The organism is Streptomyces canus 299MFChir4.1, from assembly GCF_000383615.1.
Taxonomy (GTDB): domain Bacteria; phylum Actinomycetota; class Actinomycetes; order Streptomycetales; family Streptomycetaceae; genus Streptomyces; species Streptomyces canus_C.
The window spans coordinates 81,856-102,643 of record NZ_KB911596.1; the positions used below are offsets into that span (position 1 = coordinate 81,856).

General features: G+C 71.6%; 18 protein-coding genes, 1 tRNA gene and 1 pseudogene. 5 read left to right on the plus strand and 15 right to left on the minus strand.

Annotated elements, in window-relative coordinates:
- Positions 1–482 precede the first annotated feature (482 nt).
- From H293_RS0128335 to H293_RS0128345, 3 genes are all read left to right on the plus strand, one after another.
- Positions 483–1,439, plus strand: coding sequence for a glycine betaine ABC transporter substrate-binding protein (locus H293_RS0128335; protein ID WP_020121202.1), 957 nt, complete (start codon positions 483–485; stop codon positions 1,437–1,439).
- 73 nt (positions 1,440–1,512) lie between these two features.
- Complete coding sequence (locus tag H293_RS0128340; protein ID WP_020121203.1) at positions 1,513–2,085, plus strand: ArsR/SmtB family transcription factor; 573 nt, start codon at positions 1,513–1,515, stop codon at positions 2,083–2,085.
- A gap of 12 nt (positions 2,086–2,097) precedes the next feature.
- Positions 2,098–2,280 (plus strand): hypothetical protein, encoded by a 183-nt coding sequence (locus H293_RS0128345; RefSeq protein ID WP_020121204.1) that lies wholly within the window; start codon positions 2,098–2,100, stop codon positions 2,278–2,280.
- Between the two features lie 14 nt (positions 2,281–2,294).
- Here H293_RS0128345 and H293_RS0128350 read toward each other — a convergent pair whose 3' ends face one another.
- The 5 genes and pseudogenes from H293_RS0128350 to H293_RS0128370 all read right to left on the minus strand — a co-directional run bounded on the left by H293_RS0128350 (position 2,295) and on the right by H293_RS0128370 (position 7,901).
- Positions 2,295–3,086, minus strand: a complete 792-nt coding sequence (locus tag H293_RS0128350) for a S16 family serine protease (protein ID WP_020121205.1) — start codon at positions 3,084–3,086, stop codon at positions 2,295–2,297.
- A gap of 42 nt (positions 3,087–3,128) precedes the next feature.
- A pseudogene (locus H293_RS0128355) lies at positions 3,129–3,404 on the minus strand (enolase C-terminal domain-like protein); the annotation flags it as partial.
- Positions 3,405–3,450: 46 nt separating this feature from the next.
- A complete protein-coding gene (locus H293_RS0128360; protein WP_020121207.1) occupies positions 3,451–4,092 on the minus strand; it encodes an IclR family transcriptional regulator in 642 nt (213 codons plus the stop codon).
- A gap of 307 nt (positions 4,093–4,399) precedes the next feature.
- On the minus strand, positions 4,400–6,190 hold the full coding sequence (locus H293_RS0128365; protein WP_020121208.1) for a DEAD/DEAH box helicase: 1,791 nt from the start codon (positions 6,188–6,190) through the stop codon (positions 4,400–4,402).
- 241 nt (positions 6,191–6,431) lie between these two features.
- The gene (locus H293_RS0128370; RefSeq protein ID WP_020121209.1) at positions 6,432–7,901 is read right to left on the minus strand and encodes an MFS transporter; all 1,470 of its coding nucleotides are present in this window, start codon (positions 7,899–7,901) and stop codon (positions 6,432–6,434) included.
- A 211-nt stretch (positions 7,902–8,112) separates the two neighbouring features.
- Between H293_RS0128370 and H293_RS0128375 the strand changes: the two genes are divergently transcribed.
- Positions 8,113–8,184, plus strand: a tRNA-Cys gene (locus tag H293_RS0128375).
- A 108-nt stretch (positions 8,185–8,292) separates the two neighbouring features.
- Positions 8,293–8,904 carry a heme-binding beta-barrel domain-containing protein gene (locus H293_RS0128380; RefSeq protein WP_051138170.1) on the plus strand — a complete coding sequence of 204 codons (612 nt, stop codon included), beginning with the start codon at positions 8,293–8,295 and terminating at the stop codon, positions 8,902–8,904.
- Here the strand turns inward: H293_RS0128380 and H293_RS0128385 are convergent.
- The 10 genes from H293_RS0128385 to H293_RS0128430 all read right to left on the minus strand — a co-directional run bounded on the left by H293_RS0128385 (position 8,859) and on the right by H293_RS0128430 (position 20,778).
- The gene (locus H293_RS0128385) at positions 8,859–10,016 is read right to left on the minus strand and encodes an SUKH-4 family immunity protein (protein WP_020121211.1); all 1,158 of its coding nucleotides are present in this window, start codon (positions 10,014–10,016) and stop codon (positions 8,859–8,861) included. The two genes, H293_RS0128380 and H293_RS0128385, sit on opposite strands and share 46 nt — an antisense overlap.
- A 132-nt stretch (positions 10,017–10,148) precedes the next feature.
- Positions 10,149–10,679: an AAA family ATPase gene (locus H293_RS0128390; RefSeq protein ID WP_020121212.1), complete on the minus strand. Its 531-nt coding sequence runs from the start codon at positions 10,677–10,679 to the stop codon at positions 10,149–10,151.
- A 34-nt stretch (positions 10,680–10,713) separates the two neighbouring features.
- Complete coding sequence (locus H293_RS60295) at positions 10,714–10,842, minus strand: hypothetical protein (protein ID WP_020121213.1); 129 nt, start codon at positions 10,840–10,842, stop codon at positions 10,714–10,716.
- Positions 10,839–13,151 (minus strand): xanthine dehydrogenase family protein molybdopterin-binding subunit, encoded by a 2,313-nt coding sequence (locus H293_RS0128400; protein ID WP_020121214.1) that lies wholly within the window; start codon positions 13,149–13,151, stop codon positions 10,839–10,841. The genes H293_RS60295 and H293_RS0128400 overlap by 4 nt, the downstream gene beginning before the upstream one ends.
- Positions 13,148–14,977 carry a 2Fe-2S iron-sulfur cluster-binding protein gene (locus H293_RS0128405; RefSeq protein WP_020121215.1) on the minus strand — a complete coding sequence of 610 codons (1,830 nt, stop codon included), beginning with the start codon at positions 14,975–14,977 and terminating at the stop codon, positions 13,148–13,150. Before H293_RS0128405 ends, H293_RS0128400 begins: the two co-directional genes overlap by 4 nt.
- The gene (locus tag H293_RS0128410) at positions 14,974–15,867 is read right to left on the minus strand and encodes an FAD binding domain-containing protein (RefSeq protein WP_020121216.1); all 894 of its coding nucleotides are present in this window, start codon (positions 15,865–15,867) and stop codon (positions 14,974–14,976) included. The genes H293_RS0128405 and H293_RS0128410 overlap by 4 nt, the downstream gene beginning before the upstream one ends.
- Before the next feature lie 235 nt (positions 15,868–16,102).
- Entirely contained in the window at positions 16,103–17,734 is a 1,632-nt protein-coding gene (locus H293_RS0128415) for a beta-N-acetylhexosaminidase (protein ID WP_020121217.1), read from the minus strand.
- Between the two features lies 1 nt (position 17,735).
- Positions 17,736–18,599: a carbohydrate ABC transporter permease gene (locus H293_RS0128420; RefSeq protein WP_020121218.1), complete on the minus strand. Its 864-nt coding sequence runs from the start codon at positions 18,597–18,599 to the stop codon at positions 17,736–17,738.
- Entirely contained in the window at positions 18,596–19,486 is an 891-nt protein-coding gene (locus H293_RS0128425; protein ID WP_020121219.1) for a carbohydrate ABC transporter permease, read from the minus strand. Before H293_RS0128425 ends, H293_RS0128420 begins: the two co-directional genes overlap by 4 nt.
- Positions 19,483–20,778, minus strand: a complete 1,296-nt coding sequence (locus H293_RS0128430) for an extracellular solute-binding protein (RefSeq protein ID WP_020121220.1) — start codon at positions 20,776–20,778, stop codon at positions 19,483–19,485. Before H293_RS0128430 ends, H293_RS0128425 begins: the two co-directional genes overlap by 4 nt.
- Positions 20,779–20,788 lie beyond the last annotated feature (10 nt).

Here is a 20,788-nt window from a genome sequence, read left to right on the forward strand (position 1 = left end):
TCACCGACCACGGCCCTGGGCGGCGACGACGTGAGACGAACCCGTCTGACGCTCACCGGGGCGCTCGTCGTGCTGTCCGGCTGTGGGCTGACCAGCGGCTCCCCGATGGCCGACGATGTGAAGCCCCGCCCCGGCCACCCGCCGATCCCACCGACCCGACCACCCCACACACCACGGCTCTTGGAGGCGGCAAGGTGAGACGAACCCGTCTGACGCTCGCCGGGGCGCTCGTCGTGCTGCCCGGCTCCGGACTGCCCAACGGCTCCCCCACCGTCGACCACCCAAAGCCCCGCCCCACCCCCACCCACCCGCCGACCCCACACACCACGGCCCGGGGGGGGCGACCACGTGAGACCGACCCGTCTGACACCCGCCCGACCCCTGCCCCTGCCGTCCCGCCGCAGGCTCACCAACGCCACCCCCACCCCGGCCAACCCAACCGCCCGACCACCCCACACACCACGACCCCGGGAGGCGACCACGTGAGACGAACCCGTCTGGCGCTCGCCGGGGCGCTCGTCGTACTGTCCGGCTGTGGGCTGACCAGCGGCTCCCCGATGGTCGATGATGTGAAGCCGGGGTCGATCGGCCGGGGTGAGCCGCTCAAGGGTGCGGAGCTGACGGTCACGTCGAAGGAGTTCACCGAGCAGCTGATCCTCGGCGCGATCATGGGCATCGCCTTCGAGGCGGCCGGGGCGGACGTGCTCGACCGCACGGGGATCCAGGGATCGGTCGGGGCCCGGGAGGCGGTCAAGTCCGGGGACGCGGACGGGATGTACGAGTACACGGGCACGGCGTGGATCACCTACCAGGGCCACAGCGAGCCGATCGCCGACCCGCAGGAGCAGTGGGCCGCGGTACGGAAGGCCGACCTGGACAACGGGCTGACGTGGCTGCCGAAAGCGCCCCTGAACAACACCTACGCGCTGGCCATGAACCAGTCCGACTTCAGGAAGTACGGCACGAAGACGCTCTCCGACGTGGCCGCGCTGGCCAAGAAGGACCCCGGCGCGGTGACGCTGTGCGTGGAGAGCGAGTTCGCCAACCGCGCCGACGGACTGCCGGGCATGGAGAAGGCGTACGGGATGAGCGTCCCGGCGAAGAACCTCACCCAGATGGACACCGGGATCATCTACACCCAGGTGGCGAAGGGCAGTTGCCGGTACGGGGAGGTCTTCACGACCGACGGCCGCATCAAGTCCATGAACCTCGCGGTGATGCGGGACGACCGGAAGTTCTTCCCCAACTACAACGCGGCGCCCGAGATCAACTCCAAGTCCCTGAAGAAGTGGCCGGCCATCGCGGAGGTACTGGCCCCGGTCACGAGGAGGCTGGACAACACGGTGGCACGGGAGCTCAACGCGAAGGTGGACGTGGCCGGGGAGGACCCGCACCAGGTGGCGCTGGACTGGATGAAGGCGGAGGGGTTCGTGAAGTAGGAGCCGATCTTCGTCAGGCAGAGTTACAAAGAACCTGTTGCAAAGGAGCCTTTGCATAGATACCTTTGTACTCATGCCGGAAGAGCCCAACGTACGGAAACTCGACGCCCGTTCACTGCGCGGGCTGGCCCACCCCCTGCGAATGCAGTTGCTGGACGCCCTGCGCCACGGCGGCCCCGCCACCGCATCCCAACTCGCCGAGAAACTCGGCGAGTCGAGTGGCGCCACCAGCTACCACCTGCGCCAGCTGGCCACGCACGGCTTCGTAGAGGACGCCCCGGAGCGCGGCAAGGGCCGGGAGCGCTGGTGGAAGGCGGTCCACAAGGGGCTGAGCTTCGACGACACCCTGCTCACGGACAGCGACCCGGCCGTGCGGGGAGCCGCCGACATGTACCTCCACGAGGTCGCCACCGCCCAGATCCAGAACCTCTCCAACTGGCTGGGCGACCGCGCCACCTGGCCCGAGGCATGGAATCGCGTCTGGGACATGAGCAGTGCGACGCTACGGCTGACCCCGGAGCTGACCAGGGAACTCATCGAGAAGATGCACGCCCTCGTCGACACCTACCGCGATCTGCCCACCACCGGGGACGACACGGCCCAGGTACGCATCCACACGCACGCCTTCCCCGTCTCCACGGACTGAGAGGACCCCGCCATGCACCCCGAGACCCACCTCACCCAGCACACCTTCCGCGCCGCCGACCTCCGCGCCGAGGCCGACGCCTACCGCCTGGCCGCGCAGGCCAAGCGGCCGTACGCCCTCAGGACCCGGATCGGCTGGACCCTCGTGGAGGTCGGCCTCCGCCTGGCCTCCCCCAGGCCGGCCTTCGCGCACTAGGAGCACTACAAGCACTAGCAGGCGGGGACGGACCCCTTGCCCGACTCCAGCGCGGTCAGCGCGCCGACCGCTCCCTTCAGGGAGGTCACCGGGATCAGCCGCAGCCCCTTCGGCAGCTCCGCCCTCGCGTCGGCGCACTCGTCCTTCGGGACCAGGAACACCGTCGCCCCGTCCCGCTTCGCGGCCTGCGTCTTCAATGCCACGCCGCCCACCGCGCCGACCGTGCCGTCCGCGTCGATCGTGCCCGTCCCGGCGATGACGCGGCCGCCCGTGAGGTCGCCCCCGGCGCCGTCACCGTCGAGCTTGTCGATGATCCCCAGGGTGAACAGCAGCCCCGCGCTCGGTCCCCCGACGTCCGCGAGCTTCAGCGTGACCTTGACCTTGTCGTCGCTGAGCCTGAGGTAGCCGAGGGCCGCCTCGGTCGCCGCGTCCTGGGACTCCTTCATCTGGGCGGTGTTGTGCTTCTCGATCTCCTTGACGCTCTGCCCGCTCGGGTAGACCGCGTCGTGGGGCATGACCGCCCGGTCGGTGTGGAACCAGCTGTCGAAGAGGTCGCCGAGCGAGACACGCGTGTCGGGCCCGGTCGCCTCGATGGTCGTCATCCGCAGCTGCCCGCTCGTCGTACGGGTCTTCGCCCCGGAGACCGTGATCACCGCCGCGCCCTCGTTCTTGCCGAGGACGTTCGCCGTCATCCCGGGCTGCGCCAGGGCGAACGGCAGCGGCGCGAAGAGGGCCGTGGCGACCAGTGCCACGGCGGGCAGGGCGCAGACGGCGACGGCCTGGGGGCGCGTGAGGCGAGAGAGCACGGGATCAATCTAACGCGGCGGTCACTTCCGGCCACGAGCCGGTCAGGCCGCGTACAGATCCCGTCTTGCGCGCGTGAAACGCCGTAGGACGTCGGGGAGCGGTTCGACGCCGATACCCGGTGCGCGCGGGACCGGCAGGTGGCCGTCCGCGAGGACGAACGCCTCGGTGATGTCCTCGGCGAAGTAACGGGAGGAGGCCGAGGTGTCGCCGGGGAGCGTGAAGCCGGGCAGGGCGGCCAGGGCGAGGTTCGCGGCGCGGCCGATTCCCGTCTCCGGCATGCCGCCGCACCACACCGGCACGCCGTGCGCGCGGGCCACGTAGCGGGGCGATGCGCGGCCGCCGGCCGACAGCCGCCGACCGCGCTCAGCGCAGTGCCTCCGCGACCTCCCGTGCCGCGTCCACCACCCGCGGGCCCACCCGCTCCGGCACCGCGTCCGCCAGCATCACGACCCCGACACTGCCCTCGACCCCGGTGACCCCCAGCAGCGGAGCGGCCGCCCCGCTGGCGCCGGCCTCCAGCTCCCCGTGCGTCAGCATGTACCCCGGCTCCCCGAACCCCTGCTGCCGGGCCGCGAGAATCGCCCGGCCCGCGGCGCCCCGGTCCAGCGGATGCCGGAACCCGGCCCGATAGGCCACGTGATATTCCGTCCACGTGGGCTCCACGACGGCCACGGCCAGCGCCTCGGCGCCGTCCACCAACGTGAGGTGGGCCGTCGCCCCGATGTCCTCGGCGAGCGACCGCAGCGCGGGCAGCGCTGCCTCCCGTACCAGCGGATGCACCTGCCGTCCGAGGCGCAGCACTCCCAGCCCCACCCGGGCACGCCCGCCGAGATCACGCCGTACGAGGGCGTGCTGCTCCAGCGTGGCCAGCAACCGGTACACCACGGTCCGGTTCACCCCCAGTTTGCTGGAAAGCTCGGTGACGGTGAGCCCGTGGTCCGTGTCGGCCAGGAGCTTGAGGACACGCAGTCCCCGGTCAAGCGTCTGAGAGGTCTCCGCGGTCACGACGCCCACTCCTCCAAGTGGTGAGGTCGGCAGCCCCCTCGCGGCGGGTGCGTCACCGAGTCCCGTCAGTGACGCGCTTCAGAGGCCGCCGATCGGCCGGCGGCCCGGTCTCTTACCGGGCCGCGTCGCTTCACGGCTGCGCTCCGCGGCGGCGCTGCCACGGGGCGTGTGCGTAGCGGGACAGTAGCGAAGCGGGTTCGCTCAGCGGAAGCCTCCGTCCAGAATCCGGGCAGCTCCCGGTACGGACCACTCCATATGTCCTGATACGTACGGTGTGACAGCCGCCGAGCACGAGCGGGCGCGGTCGTCACCGCATCCGGGTGGCCCACTCCTGCACCTTGGCGATCCGCTGCCGCAACTGCCCGGCCGTGGCCTCGGCGCTCGGCGGCCCGCCGCACACCCGGCGCAGCTCGGTGTGGATCACGCCGTGCGGCTTGCCGCTCTGATGGACGTACGCGCTGACCATGGTGTTGAGCTGCTTGCGCAGCTCCATCATCTCCTTGTGCGAGACGACGGGCCGCCGTTCGGCGGGCAGCTCCAGCAGGTCCGCCTCGCTGTCCGGCTTCTTGCGGCTGTGCGCGATCTGCCGGGCCTGCCGCTTCTGGAGCAGGAGCTGCACCTGGTCCGGCTCCAGCAGGCCCGGAATCCCGAGGTAGTCCTGCTCCTCCTCGCTCCCCGGGTGGGCCTGCATGCCGAATTCAGCACCGTCGTAGAGCACGCGGTCGAAGACGGCCTCGGACTCCAGCGCCTCGAAGGCGAACTGCTCCTGCTCGCCGGTGTCCTCGTCCTCCTCCTTGTTCGCCTCCTCCATCTCCTTCTCGGACTCGGCGTACGGGTCCTCCTCGCCCTCCTTCTTCGGCTTGTCGAGGGCGTGGTCCCGTTCCACCTCCATCTCGTTGGCGAAGGTGAGGAGGTCCGGCACGGTCGGCAGGAACACGGAGGCGGTCTCACCGCGCCGCCGGGACCGTACGAAACGGCCGACGGCCTGGGCGAAGAAGAGGGGCGTGGAGATGGTGGTGGCGTACACCCCGACCGCCAGCCGGGGGACGTCGACGCCCTCCGAGACCATGCGCACGGCGACCATCCACCGGTCGTTGCTCTCGCTGAAGTCGTCGATCCTCTTGGAGGCCCCGGCGTCGTCGGACAGGACGAGGGTCGCCTTGCTGCCGGTGATCTCGCGGATCAGCTTGGCGTAGGCGCGCGCGGAGTCCTGATCGGAGGCGATGACGAGGGCGCCGGCGTCCGGGATCGCCTTCCTGACCTCGGTGAGCCGCTGGTCGGCGGCGCGCAGCACGCTCGGCATCCATTCACCGCGCGGGTCGAGCGCCGTACGCCACGCCTGGCTGATCGCGTCCTTGGTCATCGGCTCGCCGAGCCGGGCGGCGATCTCGTCGCCCGCCTTCGTCCGCCAGCGCATCTGCCCGCTGTAGGACAGGAAGATGACGGGCCGCACCACATGGTCGGCCAGCGCGTTCCCGTACCCGTAGGTGTAGTCGGCGGCGGACCTGCGAATCCCGTCGTTGCCCTCCTCGTACGTCACGAAGGGGATCGGGTTGGTGTCGGACCGGAAGGGCGTACCGGTGAGCGCGAGCCGGCGGGTGGCCGGCTCGAAGGCCTCCAGGCACGCCTCGCCCCAGGACTTGGAGTCACCGGCGTGGTGGATCTCGTCGAGGATCACGAGGGTCTTGCGCTGCTCGACCCGGTTGCGGTGGAGCATCGGCCGTACGCCCACACCCGCGTAGGTGACGGCGACTCCGTGGTAGTCCTTGCCGAGCGGCCCTGCGCTGTACTCCGGATCCAGCTTGATCCCTATCCGCGCCGCCGCCTCGGCCCACTGCTTCTTCAGATGCTCGGTCGGCGCGACGACCGTCACCTGCTGCACGACATGGTGGTGCAGCAGCCAGGAGGCGAGGGTGAGGGCGAAGGTCGTCTTGCCCGCGCCCGGGGTCGCGACGGCCAGGAAGTCGCGCGGCTGCTCCTGGACGTACTTCTCCATCGCCCCTTGCTGCCACGCGCGCAGCTTGTTGGCGGTACCCCAGGGGGCCCGGCCGGGAAAGGCGGGGGAAAGGTGATGGGAGGAGGCGGCGGTGGTAGTCACGGTCTCCGTCGGGGTCGAATGGGAGGTGCCGCGCGGAGCGCGTCGAGCAGGGTGGTGGCGGGCGACGGGCGGGCGGCTCGGCGGTGTCTTCGGCGGTTGATTCGGCTGTGTATGACGACCGGGTCACCTTACCGGCGGGCCGATGGTGTCAACGCGCGGACGGGGCCGCGGCGGACGTGGGTGGGACCGAGGTCACAGTCAGCGGGCGAAGCGCGGCAGGTGGGCCGCGATCTTGAGCCGTTCATATACAGGAAGAGCCAGTTCTGGCATGCAGCCGGGTCGTCACCCACGCCCCCAACAGCGCCACTCCCGCCATCGGCAGGAACACCGCCGCGAAGGCCACGGGATGCTGCGAGCCGGACGCCTCGCTCACCGTATGACTCACCGTTCCGCCGCCCAGCGCCGCGAACGCCGCGCCTCCCCCCGCCAGCAGCACCGCGTTCGACAGGCCGTCGGAGATCTGGAGGGCGGCGGAGTTGGTGCCGGCCTCCTCCGGGGCGGACAGCTGGAGCAGGAGCACGCTGGAGGAGGAGATCACCAGCCCCATCCCGAAGCAGCCGAAGCCCCAGGCGACGGCGACGGTCCAGACGGGCACGGAGTCGATCAGCACACTCGGCGCGGCGGCGATCGCGGCCGCGACCAGCACCATGCCGCCGGTCATCAGCCGTTCCCGGTACGGCTCCGCCCGCGCCCGCGACTGCACCCACGACCCCAGCGCCCACGTGCCCCCGCCCGCCGCGAGCGAGAACCCGGCCAGCGTCGGCGACAGCCCCCGCTGGGTGACCAGCATCAACGGCACGAAGGACTCGGCGGCCACGAAGGACCCCGCCGCGACCCCGCGCAACAGCACGACGGAGGGCAGCCCCCGCGCCGCCCGGTAGGTCCCGCGCGGGAGCAGCCCGAGCACGGCCGGCACGAGCAGCGCCACGCCCGCGAGTCCGGGGAGCAGGGAGAGGGGGCGCAGGTCCTGGGCGGCGTACTGGAGGAGCCCGGCGCCGAGGGAGATCCCGAGGGCGAGCCGGATGCGGCGCCGGTCGAAGGAGGCACGCCCGGCGATGGCATGGACCGGCCCTCCGGCCCGCCGCCGTATCTGCGGAAGCGCGAGCACCAGCGGGAAGACCACGAGTACCGGAATCCCGACGAACACCCACCGCCACCCGAGGTGTTCGGTGACCGCCCCGGCCGCGAGCGGCCCCACGATCGACGGCACAACCCACCCGGCCGCGAACGCGGCCATGATGGCGGGCCGCAGCCGCTCCGGATAGGCCCGCCCGACGACGACGTACAGCGCCACGATGACCAGCCCGCCGCCGAACCCCTGCACGGCCCGCCCGAGAATGAACAGCCACATCGCGCCGGCCGTCCCCGACAGCAACAGCCCGGCGCCGAAGCCGGCGATCCCGGCGGTCAGCGCCCCGAGCGGCCCCCGCCGATCCGCCCACTGCCCGGCCAGCACCATCCCGAACAGGCTGGTGGTGAAGTACCCGGAGAACGCGAACGCGTAGAGCGCGACCCCGTCCAACTCCCGCGCCGCGACCGGCATCGCGGTCCCCACGGCGGTCGCCTCGAACGCGATCAGCAGCACGACGGACACGATGCCGATGCTCAGCGCCCGGTACGAACGCCCCAGCACCCCCTCCTCCACCTCGCCGACGGACGGGACCTCAGGGTCATCGGTGACACCGGTGTCACGCGGTTCCAGGACAGCCATGCCCGCCAGAGTAAGGGCCACAGCCTTTGTTTACCCCTGTCGAAAGCAGGCCTCGCCCTGAGACCTTGGTCGTACGACCAAGGCCGATCCCCGCCGGCCCCCACCGATCCCGTCCCGTTCATGAACGGCGTATGGCAGTCCCGTTGCAGCCCCCACGACTCCCTTGAACCACCCCCCACAGCCCCCTACGGTCAAGTCACCGGGTTACCCCGGCCGTGTGCCCGAGTGGTTCAGGGACTCGCCTGCAAAGCGAGTTACGCGGGTTCGATTCCCGCCACGGCCTCTGTTGTGGACAAGGGGCGGCATCTCCTTCGAGGTGCCGCCCCTTCCCCTGTGCGGCGGCGCCCTACGCTTGCGGCGGTAGTGGTCGTGAGTGAGGAGGCGGGTGGGCGTGGTCGACGGTGTGGTGGAGCCTCCTTTTCCCGATGCCCTGGGGGTGGAGCAGGCGCCTGTTCCGCACGCACTGCTCGGGCCCGTGCTCGGGTTTCTGGGGGTGTGGCGGGGGCGGGGGCAAGGTGGGTATCCGACGCTCGACGGCGACTTCGCGTACGCGCAGGAGGTCCGGTTCAGTCATGACGGGCGGCCCTTTCTGCGGTACGAGGCCCGGGCCTGGCTGCTCGACGGTGACGGGGCGCCGTTGCGGCCCGCGGCGCGGGAGAGCGGGTGGTGGCGGCTGCAGGCGGACGGACGGGTGGAGGCGCTGGTAACCCAGCCCACCGGTATCACCGAGATCCTGGTCGGGCATGCGGGAGAGGGTGTGGTCGATCTCGCCACGCATACCGTCGCGCTGACACCGACCGCCAAGGACGTGACCGCCACCCGCCGCCGCTACACCCTGGCCGACGGCGACGGCGACGGCGACGGCGACGGCGACACCTTCACGTTCGTCCACGAGCTCGCGGCGGTCGGGCAGCCCCTCCAGCACCACCTCTCGGCCACTCTGCGGCGTGAGGTCGGTCAGAGCACCCCGCCCACCTCGTCCTGGAACAGCTCCGTCCAGTAGTGCCAGTCCGCGTCCGTCGTCGTGCCCGTGGGGTCGATGGTGGACAGGGCACGGATCATCGTCTTGGCGACCTGGACGTACAGCGTGTTGGTCAGCTCGTGGGCGAGGGACTCGTCTATCCGGCGCTCCCGGTGCAGCAGCCAGAGGGTGAAGGCGAGGGTGGAGATGTCGGTGTTCAGGGGGTGGAGCGTGCCTTCGCGTTCGCTCCAGTTCAGGACCCCGCCCGTCTCACCGTCGACGACCAGGGTGTTGTCCTCGATCAGATGGCCGAGGACGATCAGGTGGCCGGCGCGCGGCGGGAGGGCGGTCAGATGGTCGGCCCGGTGCTCCGCGAGGGTCGGGAGCGGGGCGTCCGGGTCGGTGTGGAAGAGGACGCCGTCCTCGGGCAGGCCCGTCTCCGCCAGGAAGCGGCGGGTCGGGGCGTGCGTGAGCGTGGACGGGAAGTCGATGTCCTCGAAGCGGACGACATGGCTGCGGCCGAACTCCTGGTCCAGCAGGCGCGGCGGGAGGTCCAGGGCGAGGCCGGAGTCCGTGCCGGGACCCGCCACCAGGGTCAGGGGGCGGATCAGGGCAGCGATCTTCCAGAACGTCGGGACATCGCCTCCCGTGCCCTCCTCGAACACCGTCAGCAGCTGGCGCGTCGCGTCCTCCACGGCGGTCGGACCGAAGCGGCCGGCGTACGCGGCGAACTGGCCGCGCACCTCCGTCAGTTCGTCCGTGGCCGTCGCGAAGCGGACCAGAGTGGGCAGGGACGGGGCCAGGGGGGTGCGGTCCATCAGGTCGGGGCGGGCGGGGAAGAACGCCGTCGTCGAGACCTCGCCGGTGACCCCGTCGAGCAGGACCGACTCCCGCTCCCTGCCGTGCAGGTCCGTGAGTCCGCCTATCACCAGCTGGTCGCGCAGCTCCTCGCTGAGCAGGCCGGCCGGGTCGCCGGTGGCGTCCGCCACCGTCCGCAGGCCCTGACTGCGCAGCTCCTCGAAGGTGAACAGGTCGCTGTCGACGGGCAGTCCGGGGCCGCTGAGCCAGCGGCGGGTCGACACATGCGAGATGTAGGGCTGCAGTTCGTCCTCGGTCAGTCTGATCGCCGCTACGGCGGCATCGGTCGTGCTCATGGCTCCCCCGTGTGCTTCGTACGCAGTCCCCTGGCCGGGCACGGCACGGCGAACCCATCGGGCCTGCGCTCGTCCCCCACTGCTCGAAACACTACGCGCCACCACTGACAACGCCCCCGTACCAAGGAGACGTCAGGACACCCTCGCGCGTTCCCGCCCCGAGAGAATCGCCTCCACCGTCTGCACGGGGGTCTGCGCGGAGGTGTCCAGCCACAGCCCGATCGGCGGGGTCGACTCCCGCAGCGCCTCGGCCAGCGCGGCGACCGTCCAGGCCGGCCCGTAACCCGTCTTCGTCCGGCCCGTCTCCCGGGCGGCCACCGTCCCGGCGTCCGGTGCCAGGACCACGACGTACAGCGGCCGGGTCCGGACCAGTCCGACGTACGCCGTCAGGTCCTCACCCAGGACGACGTCCTGCACGACCGCCGTGAACCCGGCCTCGGCGTACGCGTCCGCCGCCGCGGCCGACAGCCGGTACCGCAGCCGGAGTTGAGCGACGGCCTCTCCGGTGGCGCCGGGTCCGTACTCCTCGCGCCCCGACACGATCATCCGCCGGAACACGTCCCCGCGGACATGCGCCGCCCGCGGCAACCGTTCCGCGAGCGCCTGCGCGACCGTCGACTTCCCGGCCGCCATCACACCGGTGACCAGGACGACCCCGCGCATCACGGGTACTCCCCGACGGTCGGCGGCACCTCGCTCACGCGAAGTACACGCCGCCCACCACGACCACGATCGCCGCCACCACGAACAGCAGGATCCACAGCGCCAACTTGCCGAGACCGGGCGGCGGTTCGTACTCGCGGGGCTCCTGCCCCGGCGTGGTCACCGGTCCGTCACCACCGCGGCCTGCGGGCGGATCGGGAGCCGGTTCACCGGACGGCCCGTGGCCGCGCGCACGGCGGATGCGACGGCCGCCGGTGACGTGACCACCGGTACCGCGCTGGCCGCCTTCGCGCCGAACGGGGCGACCACGTCCCGCTCCTCGACGAGCTTGACGATCCGGATCTCCGGCGCGTCCAGGGCCGTCGGCAGGGCGTACCCCGTCAGGTCCGGGTGGCGGATCAGCCCGCGCGCGCTGCGCAGGTTCTCCGTCAGCGCTATCCCGACGCCCTGGGTGACGCCCGCTTCGATACGGGCCTCCAGCTGGGCCGGGTTGAGGATCCGGCCCACGTCCTGGGCGAGCGCCAGCTCGACCACGCGCACCGAGCCGAGTTCGATGTCGACGTCGACCACCGCGCGGATCGCGCAGAACGCCATGCCGACGAAGGCGTCGCCCTGGCCGATCTCGTTGAGGGGCTCGGTCGGGTGCGGGCGGCACTGGGCGGTGGCCCACAGTTCCTTGCCGTCCATGGCCTCGGTGACGGTCGTCGACAGGACGCCGTCGTACGAGGTGATCTTGCCGTCGGTGATCTGGAGCAGTTCGGTGGACATGCCGAACTTGTGCGCCAGGGGCTGAAGGAGCTGGGTGCGGACCATCTTGGCCGCGCGTTCCACGGCGCCGCCCGAGACCCAGGTGTGGCGGCCGCGGCAGCCCGGGCCTGCGGGGGGCTGGTCGGTGTCGACGGGCGCCACGTGGACCTCGTCGATGCCGAGCGTCTCCTGGACGATCTGGCGGGCCAGCGTGGTGAAGCCCTGGCCGGTCTCGACGGCCGCGCAGAGCACCGTCGCCACGCCGTCCTGGACGCGTACGGTCGCCGTGGAGACCTCGTCCGCGCCCTCGGCGCCGAGCATGTGCACCATGCCGAGGCCGTAGCCGACGCCCCGGCGGATCGCGCCCGGTTCGCCCGCGCCCTCGGGGCCGCCGGGCAGCAGCCACTCGTCCTCGGGGGTGTCCTTGGGCAGCTCGGGCAGCGGGAAGTCCCGTACGGCCTGGAGCAGTTCGGCGACCGGGGCCGGGCAGGTCACGGTCTGGCCGGTCGGGAGTACGTCCCCGGTGGCGAGGGCGTTGCGCAGGCGCAGTTCCGCCGGGTCGACGCCCAGCTTCTTGGCCAGCTTGTCCATCTGCGCCTCGTAGGCGGCGCACACCTGCATCGCGCCCTCGCCGCGGACGTGGCCGGAGGGCGGGTTGTTGGTGCGGACGGCCCAGCCCTCGATGAAGGCGTTCGGGACGACGTAGGGCCCGCAGGCGAAGCCCACGGCGGCGGCCAGGGCCTCCGAGGAGGTGTCGGCGTAGGCGCCCGCGTCGAGCAGGATCTGCGCCTCGACCTTCACCAGTTTGCCGTCGGCGTCGGCGTGGTGGCGGTATCTCAGCAGCGTGGGATGCCGGTGGACGTGGCCGAGGAAGGACTCCTCGCGCGTGGCCGTCAGTTTGACCGGGCAGCCGGTCTTGAGCGCGAGCAGGCCGAGCGGGAGCTGGAAGCCCTGGTCCTCGCGGTCGGCGGTGGCGCCGGGGACGCCGGTGACGACGACCTTGACGCGCTCGGGCTCCAGGCCGTAGCAGGCGGCGGCCGTGTCCCGGTCGCCGTGCGGGTCGGTGGAGGCGAGGTAGAGCTCGACGCCGCCGTCGGGGCGGGGCACGGCGAGTCCTGCCTCGGCGCCGATGGGGGCGGGGTCCTGGCGGCCGATGCGGTACTGGCCCTCGACGACGATCTCGCCGGTCGCGGAGGGGTCGCCGTGCTGGAGCGGGATGTGCCGGACCAGGTTGCCGTCGGGGTGCAGCGGCTCCGCCTCGAAGGCCTGTTCCGGGTCGGTGACCGGGTCGAGCACCTCGTACTCGACGATGACGGCGGCGGCGGCCATGCGCGCGGTGTCGGGGTGGTCGGCGGCGACGGCCGCGATGGGCTCGCCGTGGTGGCGGACGACCTCGGAGGCGAAGACCGGGCGGTCGGCACGGCCGCGGCCGTGAACCGGGCTGCCGGGCACGTCCTCGTGGGTGACGACCGCGCGGACTCCGGGCATCTCACGCGCGTGGGAGGTGTCGATGGACACGATGCGCGCGTGCGCGTGCGGGGAGCGCAGGACGGCCGCCCACAGCAGGCCCTCGGCCCACAGGTCGGCCGCGTAGGGGAAGGTGCCCTCGGTCTTCGCGCGCGCGTCCGCGGCCGGCAGGGAGACGCCGATGCCGTGCGGAATCGGCTCGGGGGCGGGTGCTGCTGCCTCCGCGGCGGTGGTCGCGGTGGCGGCTTCGTTGCTCACGCCTGGCCTCCGTCCTGTCCCTGTCCGTACGCCTGCTCATGTGATCCGGCGGCGCCCGGGAACCCCGGCGAGTCGAACGCCGAGAGGTGGACACCTCCGGCGCCGGGGCCCGCCTGGTGCGGAATACGTGCCTCGTCGCCGTCCGTCTCAGCGTCGCCCTTCGCGTGGGCATCGCGCTCGGCGACGACCTCCTTGACGGCGTCGACGACGCCCCGGTAGCCGGAGCAGCGGCAGAGGTTGCCGCACAGCGCCTGGCGGGTCTCCAGCTCGGTGGGCGCGGGGTTGCCCTCCAGGAGGTCGTGCACGGTCATCGCCATGCCGGGCACGCAGAAGCCGCACTGCACGGCGCCGCACCGGGCGAGCGCCCGCTGCACGTCCGAGGGCCGGCCGTCCTCGGCGAGTCCTTCGACGGTACGGACCTCGCTGCCGGCGGCGGTCACGGCGGGCACCAGGCAGGAGGCGACGAGCCGTCCGTCGACCTGGACGTTGCACGCCCCGCACTCGCCCTGCGAGCAGCCGTCCTTGGCGCCGGCGAGTCCGAGCCGCTCGCGCAGCACGTAGAGCAGCGACTCGCCGATCCAGGCGTCGGTGACGGGGCGGTCGACGCCGTTGACGCGCAGGACGTAGGAGGCGAGGGGGTGTTCCTCACCGGGGAGCGAGGTGGCCGGCTCGTCCTGGTTCTCGTCGGAGCCGCTCGCGTGCTCCTCGGCCGCTTCCGGCGCCGGTTCGTCGTCGCCCGCGGCCGGGGCGTGCTCGGAACCGGGCTCGTCGGGGCCGTCAGCGGCTTCTACGGCCTCTTCGGCGTCCTCGGGGGCCCTGAGGGCCGCCGATGCCTCATCAGGGCCGGGTGAGGGCTGTGAGGCGGTCGCGGAGGGGCCGTCCCGGTAGGGCTCGGCGAGAGCGGTGCCGTGGCCGTCGGTGTCGGTGTGCGGCTGCGTGCGGTCCTGGGCCGCCTCGGGTGCCACCTCGTCCGGCTCGGGCCGCTGCGGGGCGTCGACGACCGCGTGGCTTCCGGGATGCGCGGCGGAGGGCACGTGCGCGTCACCGGCCGGGCCACCGTGCGGGGCGTCGGCCTCGCCGCCCGGTACCTCACCGGCGGGCACGTGCGCGTGGCCGTCGCCGACCGGGCCGTTGTGACCGTCGCCGACCGGACCGCCGTAGCCGCCGTCGAGGCCGCCGTCGAAGCCGCCGGAGTGCCCGTCGCCGTCCGGCAGGTGCGGGTGCCGTTCCCCGGCCGGTCCGCCGTGTTCGGGTCCCGCTCCCGGGCCGTCCTGGGGCTGGTCCCCCCACGGCTGCGCCGGCTGGGTCGCCCAGGGCGCGGACGCACCGCCCGGCAGGGTCGCCGGCGGGGTGCCGCCCCACTGCTCGACCAGGGACGACGTGGTGAACTCGCCCGATTCGTCCGGGAGCTCGCCGCCCGCGACGGGGATCGACCACTGGCCGGTGACATCGTGGCCCGGCGCGGGCGCGGCCGCGGTGTCCTCGACGTGCCACTGCTGGGTGGTCGCGGGGTTGTACGTGAACTGCCCGGTCTGGCCCTGCGGCAGGGTGCTCGGGTCGGGCCACTGCGCGCCCTCGGCGGGTACGGCCCAGCCGCCCGTGCCCGCCGGGTCGGTCCCGTCGCCCGGCGCGGACGTTATCTGCGGCGGCACATAACCGTGGCCGGGTGCGGCCAGCGGGCTGTCGACGGAGGCCAGGAGGGCGTCGATGCCCCCTTCGGGGAGCTTCACGAAGGCGGTCGCGCCGTCGTCGTAGTCCCCCTGGGGCAGCGGGTCCCAGCGGCCGGCGGCCCGGGGCGTGCCCTCTCCATGCTGGTCGTCGGTCACGACAGTGCCCTCCCCAGTGCTCGTCGGGCCAGCGCGGCGACGGTGCGCCGCAGGTGCAGTACTGCGGGCGGATGCTGCGGCACGGAGCCGTCCGGGCCCGGTACCGGGTCGGGGATGCAGGCCGCGGCGACGTACTCGCCGAAGGCCTCCAGGGCCTCCGGGACGATCGCGCGGTTGTTGTCCCAGTCGATGAGCCGGGCGACCCACTGCTCGGCGTCCAGGGGGCGCAGCGGCATCGGCGCTATGGCACCGACGGCGCACCTGACCCCGCGCCGGGCCGGGTCGAGGACCAGCGCGACGGAGGCCATCGCGCGGCCCGGTCCGGTGCGTCCGGTGACCTTGAGGAAGACCTGCGGGGCGTGCAGCAGCGGCACGCGCACGAAGCCGATGAGTTCACCGGCGCGCAGCATCTCCATGCCGGCCAGCAGGTGCGAGACCGGCATCTCGCGGCGGGCTCCGTCGGGGCCCGCGATAATCAGCGTGGCTTCGAGGGCGGCGAGGACGGGCAGTGCGTCGCCCGTGGGGGCCGCCGAGGCGATGTTGCCGCCCAGGGTGCCCGCGTTGCGGATCTGCGGCGGCCCCGCGGCGCGGGCGGCGGCGGCGAGCGCGGGGATGAGGGCGGCGAAGTCGGGGCGGCCCATACGCGCGTGGGTGAGTCCGGCACCGAGCAGGGCGTGCCCGTCCTGGTACTGCCAGCCGCGGATCTCGCTGATGCGGCCGAGGCCGACGAGGGCGGCGGGCCTGAGCTGTCCGGAGTTGACGGCCGCCATCAGGTCGGTGCCGCCGGCGACGGGCACGGCGGCGGGCATGGCGGTGAGGGTCGCCACGGCCTCGTCCAGCGTCGTGGGCAGCGTGACGGCCTGCGCCGCCTGCGGTGTGTGCGTGGTCAAACCGGCTGCCCCTTCCCGCTGCCCCACCTGGCCCTGCCTGTTGCTGCCGTACGGTACGTGCTGACAGGGCGGACGTGGCAACTCTGGCACATCTTCGCAACACCCGAAGACAGGGGTCCGCTAGGAGGCGTTCGGCGGCATTCACCCACCCCACCAGGGGGATGGTCCGTTTTCATCCGGGATCGCCCGCACATGACGATTGACACTCTTCGGTGACACTTGAGGTCTTTTTCCCCTACCTGTTCGGGGGCGCCCCCTCGATGGGCCGGCCGAGCACACCGGGCCGTTTCTGCCACGGCAGCGGCCCCGTGGGCGGCCGGTAGCCGACGCCCAGGGCGTCGAGTCGCTCGTAGTGCGCGGCCATCCGCCGCTCGAAGTCGGCGAAGTCCCGTTCCGCGGGGGCGGGCAGAGGACTCCAGGCCACTTCGGCGAAGGCCGCCAGCCGGGGGAAGGTCTGGTAGTCGACGCGCCCCTGGTCCTCCATCACCTCGGTCCACACGTTGGCCTGCGCGCCGAGGACGTGCGCGGCCTCCTCGGGCGTCAACTCCGGTGGAACGGGCTCGAACCGATAGACGTCCTCCAGGGTGCGGACGTAGGCGATGGGGACCGGTTCGTCCGCGCCCGCGTCCTGCCGGTAGTCCAGGTACACCTGCTGCTCGGGGCACATGACGACGTCGTGGCCCGCGCGGGCGGCCGCGATGCCGGCCGCGTAGCCGCGCCAGGACGAGACCGCCGCGCCTTCGGCCAGCCCGCCCTCCAGGATCTCGTCCCAGCCGATGAGCCTGCGCCCGCGCGCGGTCAGCCACTTGTCGAAGTGCCCGATGAACCAGGACTGCAACTCGTCCTCGTCCGCGAGGCCGAGTTCCCCGATCCGGGTCTGGACGAGGGGCGACTCCCGCCACTGCTCCTTGGCGCATTCGTCGCCGCCGATGTGAATGAACTCGGAGGGGAACAGCTCCAGCAGTTCCTCGAACACGCCCTCGTAGAAGCGCAGGGTGTTGTCAGTGGGGGCGAGTACGTTCAGGGAGATGCCCCAGTTGTCCCAGACCGTGAGGGAGGACGTGTCGATGACGTCGGTGTTGCCGAGTTCCGGGTACGCGGCGATGGCGGCCTGCGAGTGTCCGGGCACGTCGATTTCGGGGACGACGGTGATATGCCGCTCGGCGGCGTAGGCGACGATCTCCCGGATGTCGTCCTGGGTGTAGAAGCCCCCGTGCGGCTTCTCCTCCCACAGCGGCGAGGCCCGGTGGCCGAATTTGGTACGCGCCCGCCATGAGCCCACCTCGGTGAGCCGGGGGTACCTCTTGATCTCGATCCGCCAGCCCTGGTCGTCCGTCAGGTGGAAGTGGAAGACGTTGAGTTTGTGCGCGGCCATGAGATCGAGGTAACGCAGGACTCCGTCCTTGGGCGTGAAGTGCCGGGCCACGTCGAGCATGAGGCCGCGCCAGCGGAACCGGGGAGCGTCGCCGATGGTGACCGGGGACACCTCCCAGGCGCGCTCGGAGGTGACGGGGGCCCGGCGGAAGGCGGCGGGGCCGAGCAGCTGACGGAAGGTCTGGGCGCCGTAGAACAGGCCCTCCCGGCCCGCCCCGTCGATGACGACGGCGTGCTCGTCCACGGTGAGGCGGTACGCCTCGGGGCTGCCGAGTTCGTCGGCGAGGGACGGCGTGATCCGCAGCAGGATGCGGAGTGCGCCGGAGGCGTGCGGATCCAGCGGCAGGCCGGTCGCCGCGCCGACCGTGGTGCGCAGCCAGCGGGCCACGCCCGCGGCGCCCGGGCCGGCCTCGATCTCGGTGTCCTCGTCGAGGACGAACGGCCGGCCGCCGGGGGCACCGACGCGCGACGGCGCCGGAATCAGTGAAGTCACGTCAGTCCTTAACCGCTCCGCCCAGCCCCGAGACCAGGCGTCGCTGTACGAGTACGAAGAACACCAGCACCGGAATCGTCATCACCGTCGACGCGGCCATGACCCCTCCCCAGTCCGGCTCGTCCGGCTTGAAGAAGACGAGCAGGGCCATGGGCAGAGTGGACTGCGAAGTGTCGCTGATGATGAACGACTTGGCGAAGAGGAAATCGTTCCAGGCCGAGATGAACGAGAACGCGCTCGTGGCCACCAGACCGGGAAGGACGAGCGGGAAGAGAATCTGCCACAGGAATCGCGAGCGGCTCGCCCCGTCGATGTACGCGGCCTCCTCCAATGCCTCCGGTACGCCCTTCACGAACCCCCTCAGCATCCAGATCGCGAAGGGCAGCGAGAAGGCGATGTGGGGCAGTACCAGCGAGCCCAGCGTGTTCAGCAGACCGAAGTCCCGCATCTGGAAGAACAAGGGGATCGTGAGGGCCTCCACGGGCACCATCTGGGCCACCAGAAACATGATCAGCAAGGTGGTCCGGAAGCGGAACCGGAATCGCGTCACCGCGGTCGCGGCGAGAAACGCGATCAGTGCCGAGACGATCACGACACTGCCCGCGACGACAAGGCTGTTGACGAAATACCGACCGAAATCCTGCTGCCCGAACACGCGCCGGAAGGAATCCAGCGAGGGCGCGAGCGTCCAGGGCCGGGGCTCGGTCGACTCGATCTCCCCGGCCGGTTTGAAGGCGCCGAGGACCATCCAGTAGAGGGGGAAGGCGACAACGACCGCGACGATCAGCGCCGAGGCCTCGGCTGCCGTGCGCCAGGGGTGCCGTAGCGGATTCAGCCGTGGACGATTCAGCCGTGGCGGATTCACAGGTCCTCCCCCTGACGGTGGAGCAGCCGCAGGTACACCAGCGTGACGGCGAGCAGGATCAGCAGCATCACGACGCCGATCGCGGAGCCGAGGCCGTACTGCGAGGAGGCGAACGCCTGCTGGTAGGCGTACACGTTCAGGACGAGGTTCTGGCCCGCGATGCCGCCGCCGTTCGTCATGACGTAGATCTGGGTGAAGACCTTGAAGTCCCAGATCACCGACTGGATGGTGACCACGGTCAGGATGGGCCGCAGCATCGGCGCGAGGACCGAGCGCCAGATCCGCCACTGCGAGGCCCCGTCCAGCGCGGCGGCCTCCAGCACCTCGGCCGGGACGGCCCTGATCCCGGCGTAGACCGTGACCATGACGAACGGGAAGGAGCACCAGACGACTTCGAGCAGGACGAGGAGGAAGGCGCTGAGCCGCCCGTACGTCCAGGAGTGGTCCCCGAGCCCCAGCAGCCGGTTCACCGGGCCGAAGTCGGGGTCGAAGAGGAACAGCCAGACCGTCGACCCGGTCACCGCCGGGGTCGCCCAGGCGCCGAGCGCGGCCAGCATCAGCGCCAGCCGCGGCACGGCACGCACGCGGGTGAGCAGCACGGCCAGCGCGCATCCGACGGCGAGCGTCGAGACGACACAGGCCGCCGCGAACAGCACGGTGGCGAGCAGGACCTGCCAGAACTGGGGGTCGGAGAAGAGCGCCGAGTAGTTCCCGAACCCCTGGAAGGTGGTCGGCTCACCGCCGCTGACCTGGGCCTGGGTGTAGCGGAAGAAGGAGATCAGGCCGAGTTGCCAGATGGGGTAGACGAGCAGCCCGCCGAGGACGAGGAGGGCGGGGGCGAGATAGAGCCAGGGGGTCCAGGTGGGGCGGTGGGTCACTGAGGTCACCCGGCGGAACCGAACGCGTCGTTCATCTTCGTGGCCGCTTCCTTCGAGGCCGCCGCCACGCTCTTCTTGCCGCTGATGACCTCCTGGAACATCGTCGGCAGCACCGACGAGGAGTCGATCTGCGACCACGCGGGGGACGCGGGCACGAACTTCGTCCCGGCCGCGAGGGTCCGCGCGAACGGCTTCACGTACGGCTGCTCCGCGGCGACCTGCTGCCGTACGTCCGGGAAGGTCGGCAGGAATCCCATCGCGTCGAACATCGCCGTCTGTGTCTTCTTCGACGTGAGCTGCTCCATCAGCTGAACGGCCATCGTCCGGTGCGAGGTGCTCTTGAGCACCCCGATGTTGTTGCCGCCGGCGAACGCGGGAGCGATCGACCCGGCGGAGACCCCGGGCAGCGGCACCACCGCGTACTCGCCCTTGACCTTCCCGGCCTCCACCGCCGTATGGCTGAAGTCGCCCCCGATCGCCATTGCGGCCTTGCCCGCCGCGAACGCGGTGATCGTGTCGTTGCCGCCCATTCCGGCGCACTTGGCGGCGGGGCAGTTGTCGTCGGTGAAGAGCGAGGTGTACTCCTTGATGCCCTTCTGCGCGGACCCGCCGGAGATCGCGGAGGCGTAGGAGCCGTCCTTGCCGGTGGCGAGTTCACCGCCGTTCGCCCAGATGAAGGGCATCGCGCCGTACGTGTAGGCGCCGCCGACGACAAGGCCGTACAACTCGGGCTTGGCGGCGCGGATCTTGCGGGCGGTCACCGCCAACTCGGTCATCGTCCTCGGTGCTTCGAGGCCGAGTTCCTTGAAGACGTCGGTCCGGTAGTAGAGGGCGCGGACGCCGACGTAGAACGGCGAGCCGTAGATCCTGCCGTCCACGGTGACCGAGGTCTTCGCGGTGGGGTCGGTGTCCTTGGCCTCGCTCCAGCCGGCGAACTCCTTGCTGACGTCGAGGAGTCCGCCGTCCTTCACATAGCCGGCGGTGTCGGTGTTGCCGTACTCCATCACGTCGGGCGCGGAGGACGGGTCGTTGAAGGCGGCCTTGACGCGCTGGGCCCGGGTCTCGACCGGGATGTACTCCACGTCGACATTGATGCCGCTGTGGGCCTTCTCGAAGGCGGCGACGACGGAGTCGACGACCTTCTGCTTCGGCTCGTTGCCGACCTCCTGGAAGAGCCAGACGCGCAGGGTGCCGGTCTTCTCGTCCTTGTCGGAGGAGGAGTTGGAGGAGGTCTGGGGCGCGCAGGCGGTGACGACCAGGGCGGTCAGGAGCAGAGCGGGGATGCGGGGGGAGAGGTTCATGGAGTGATTC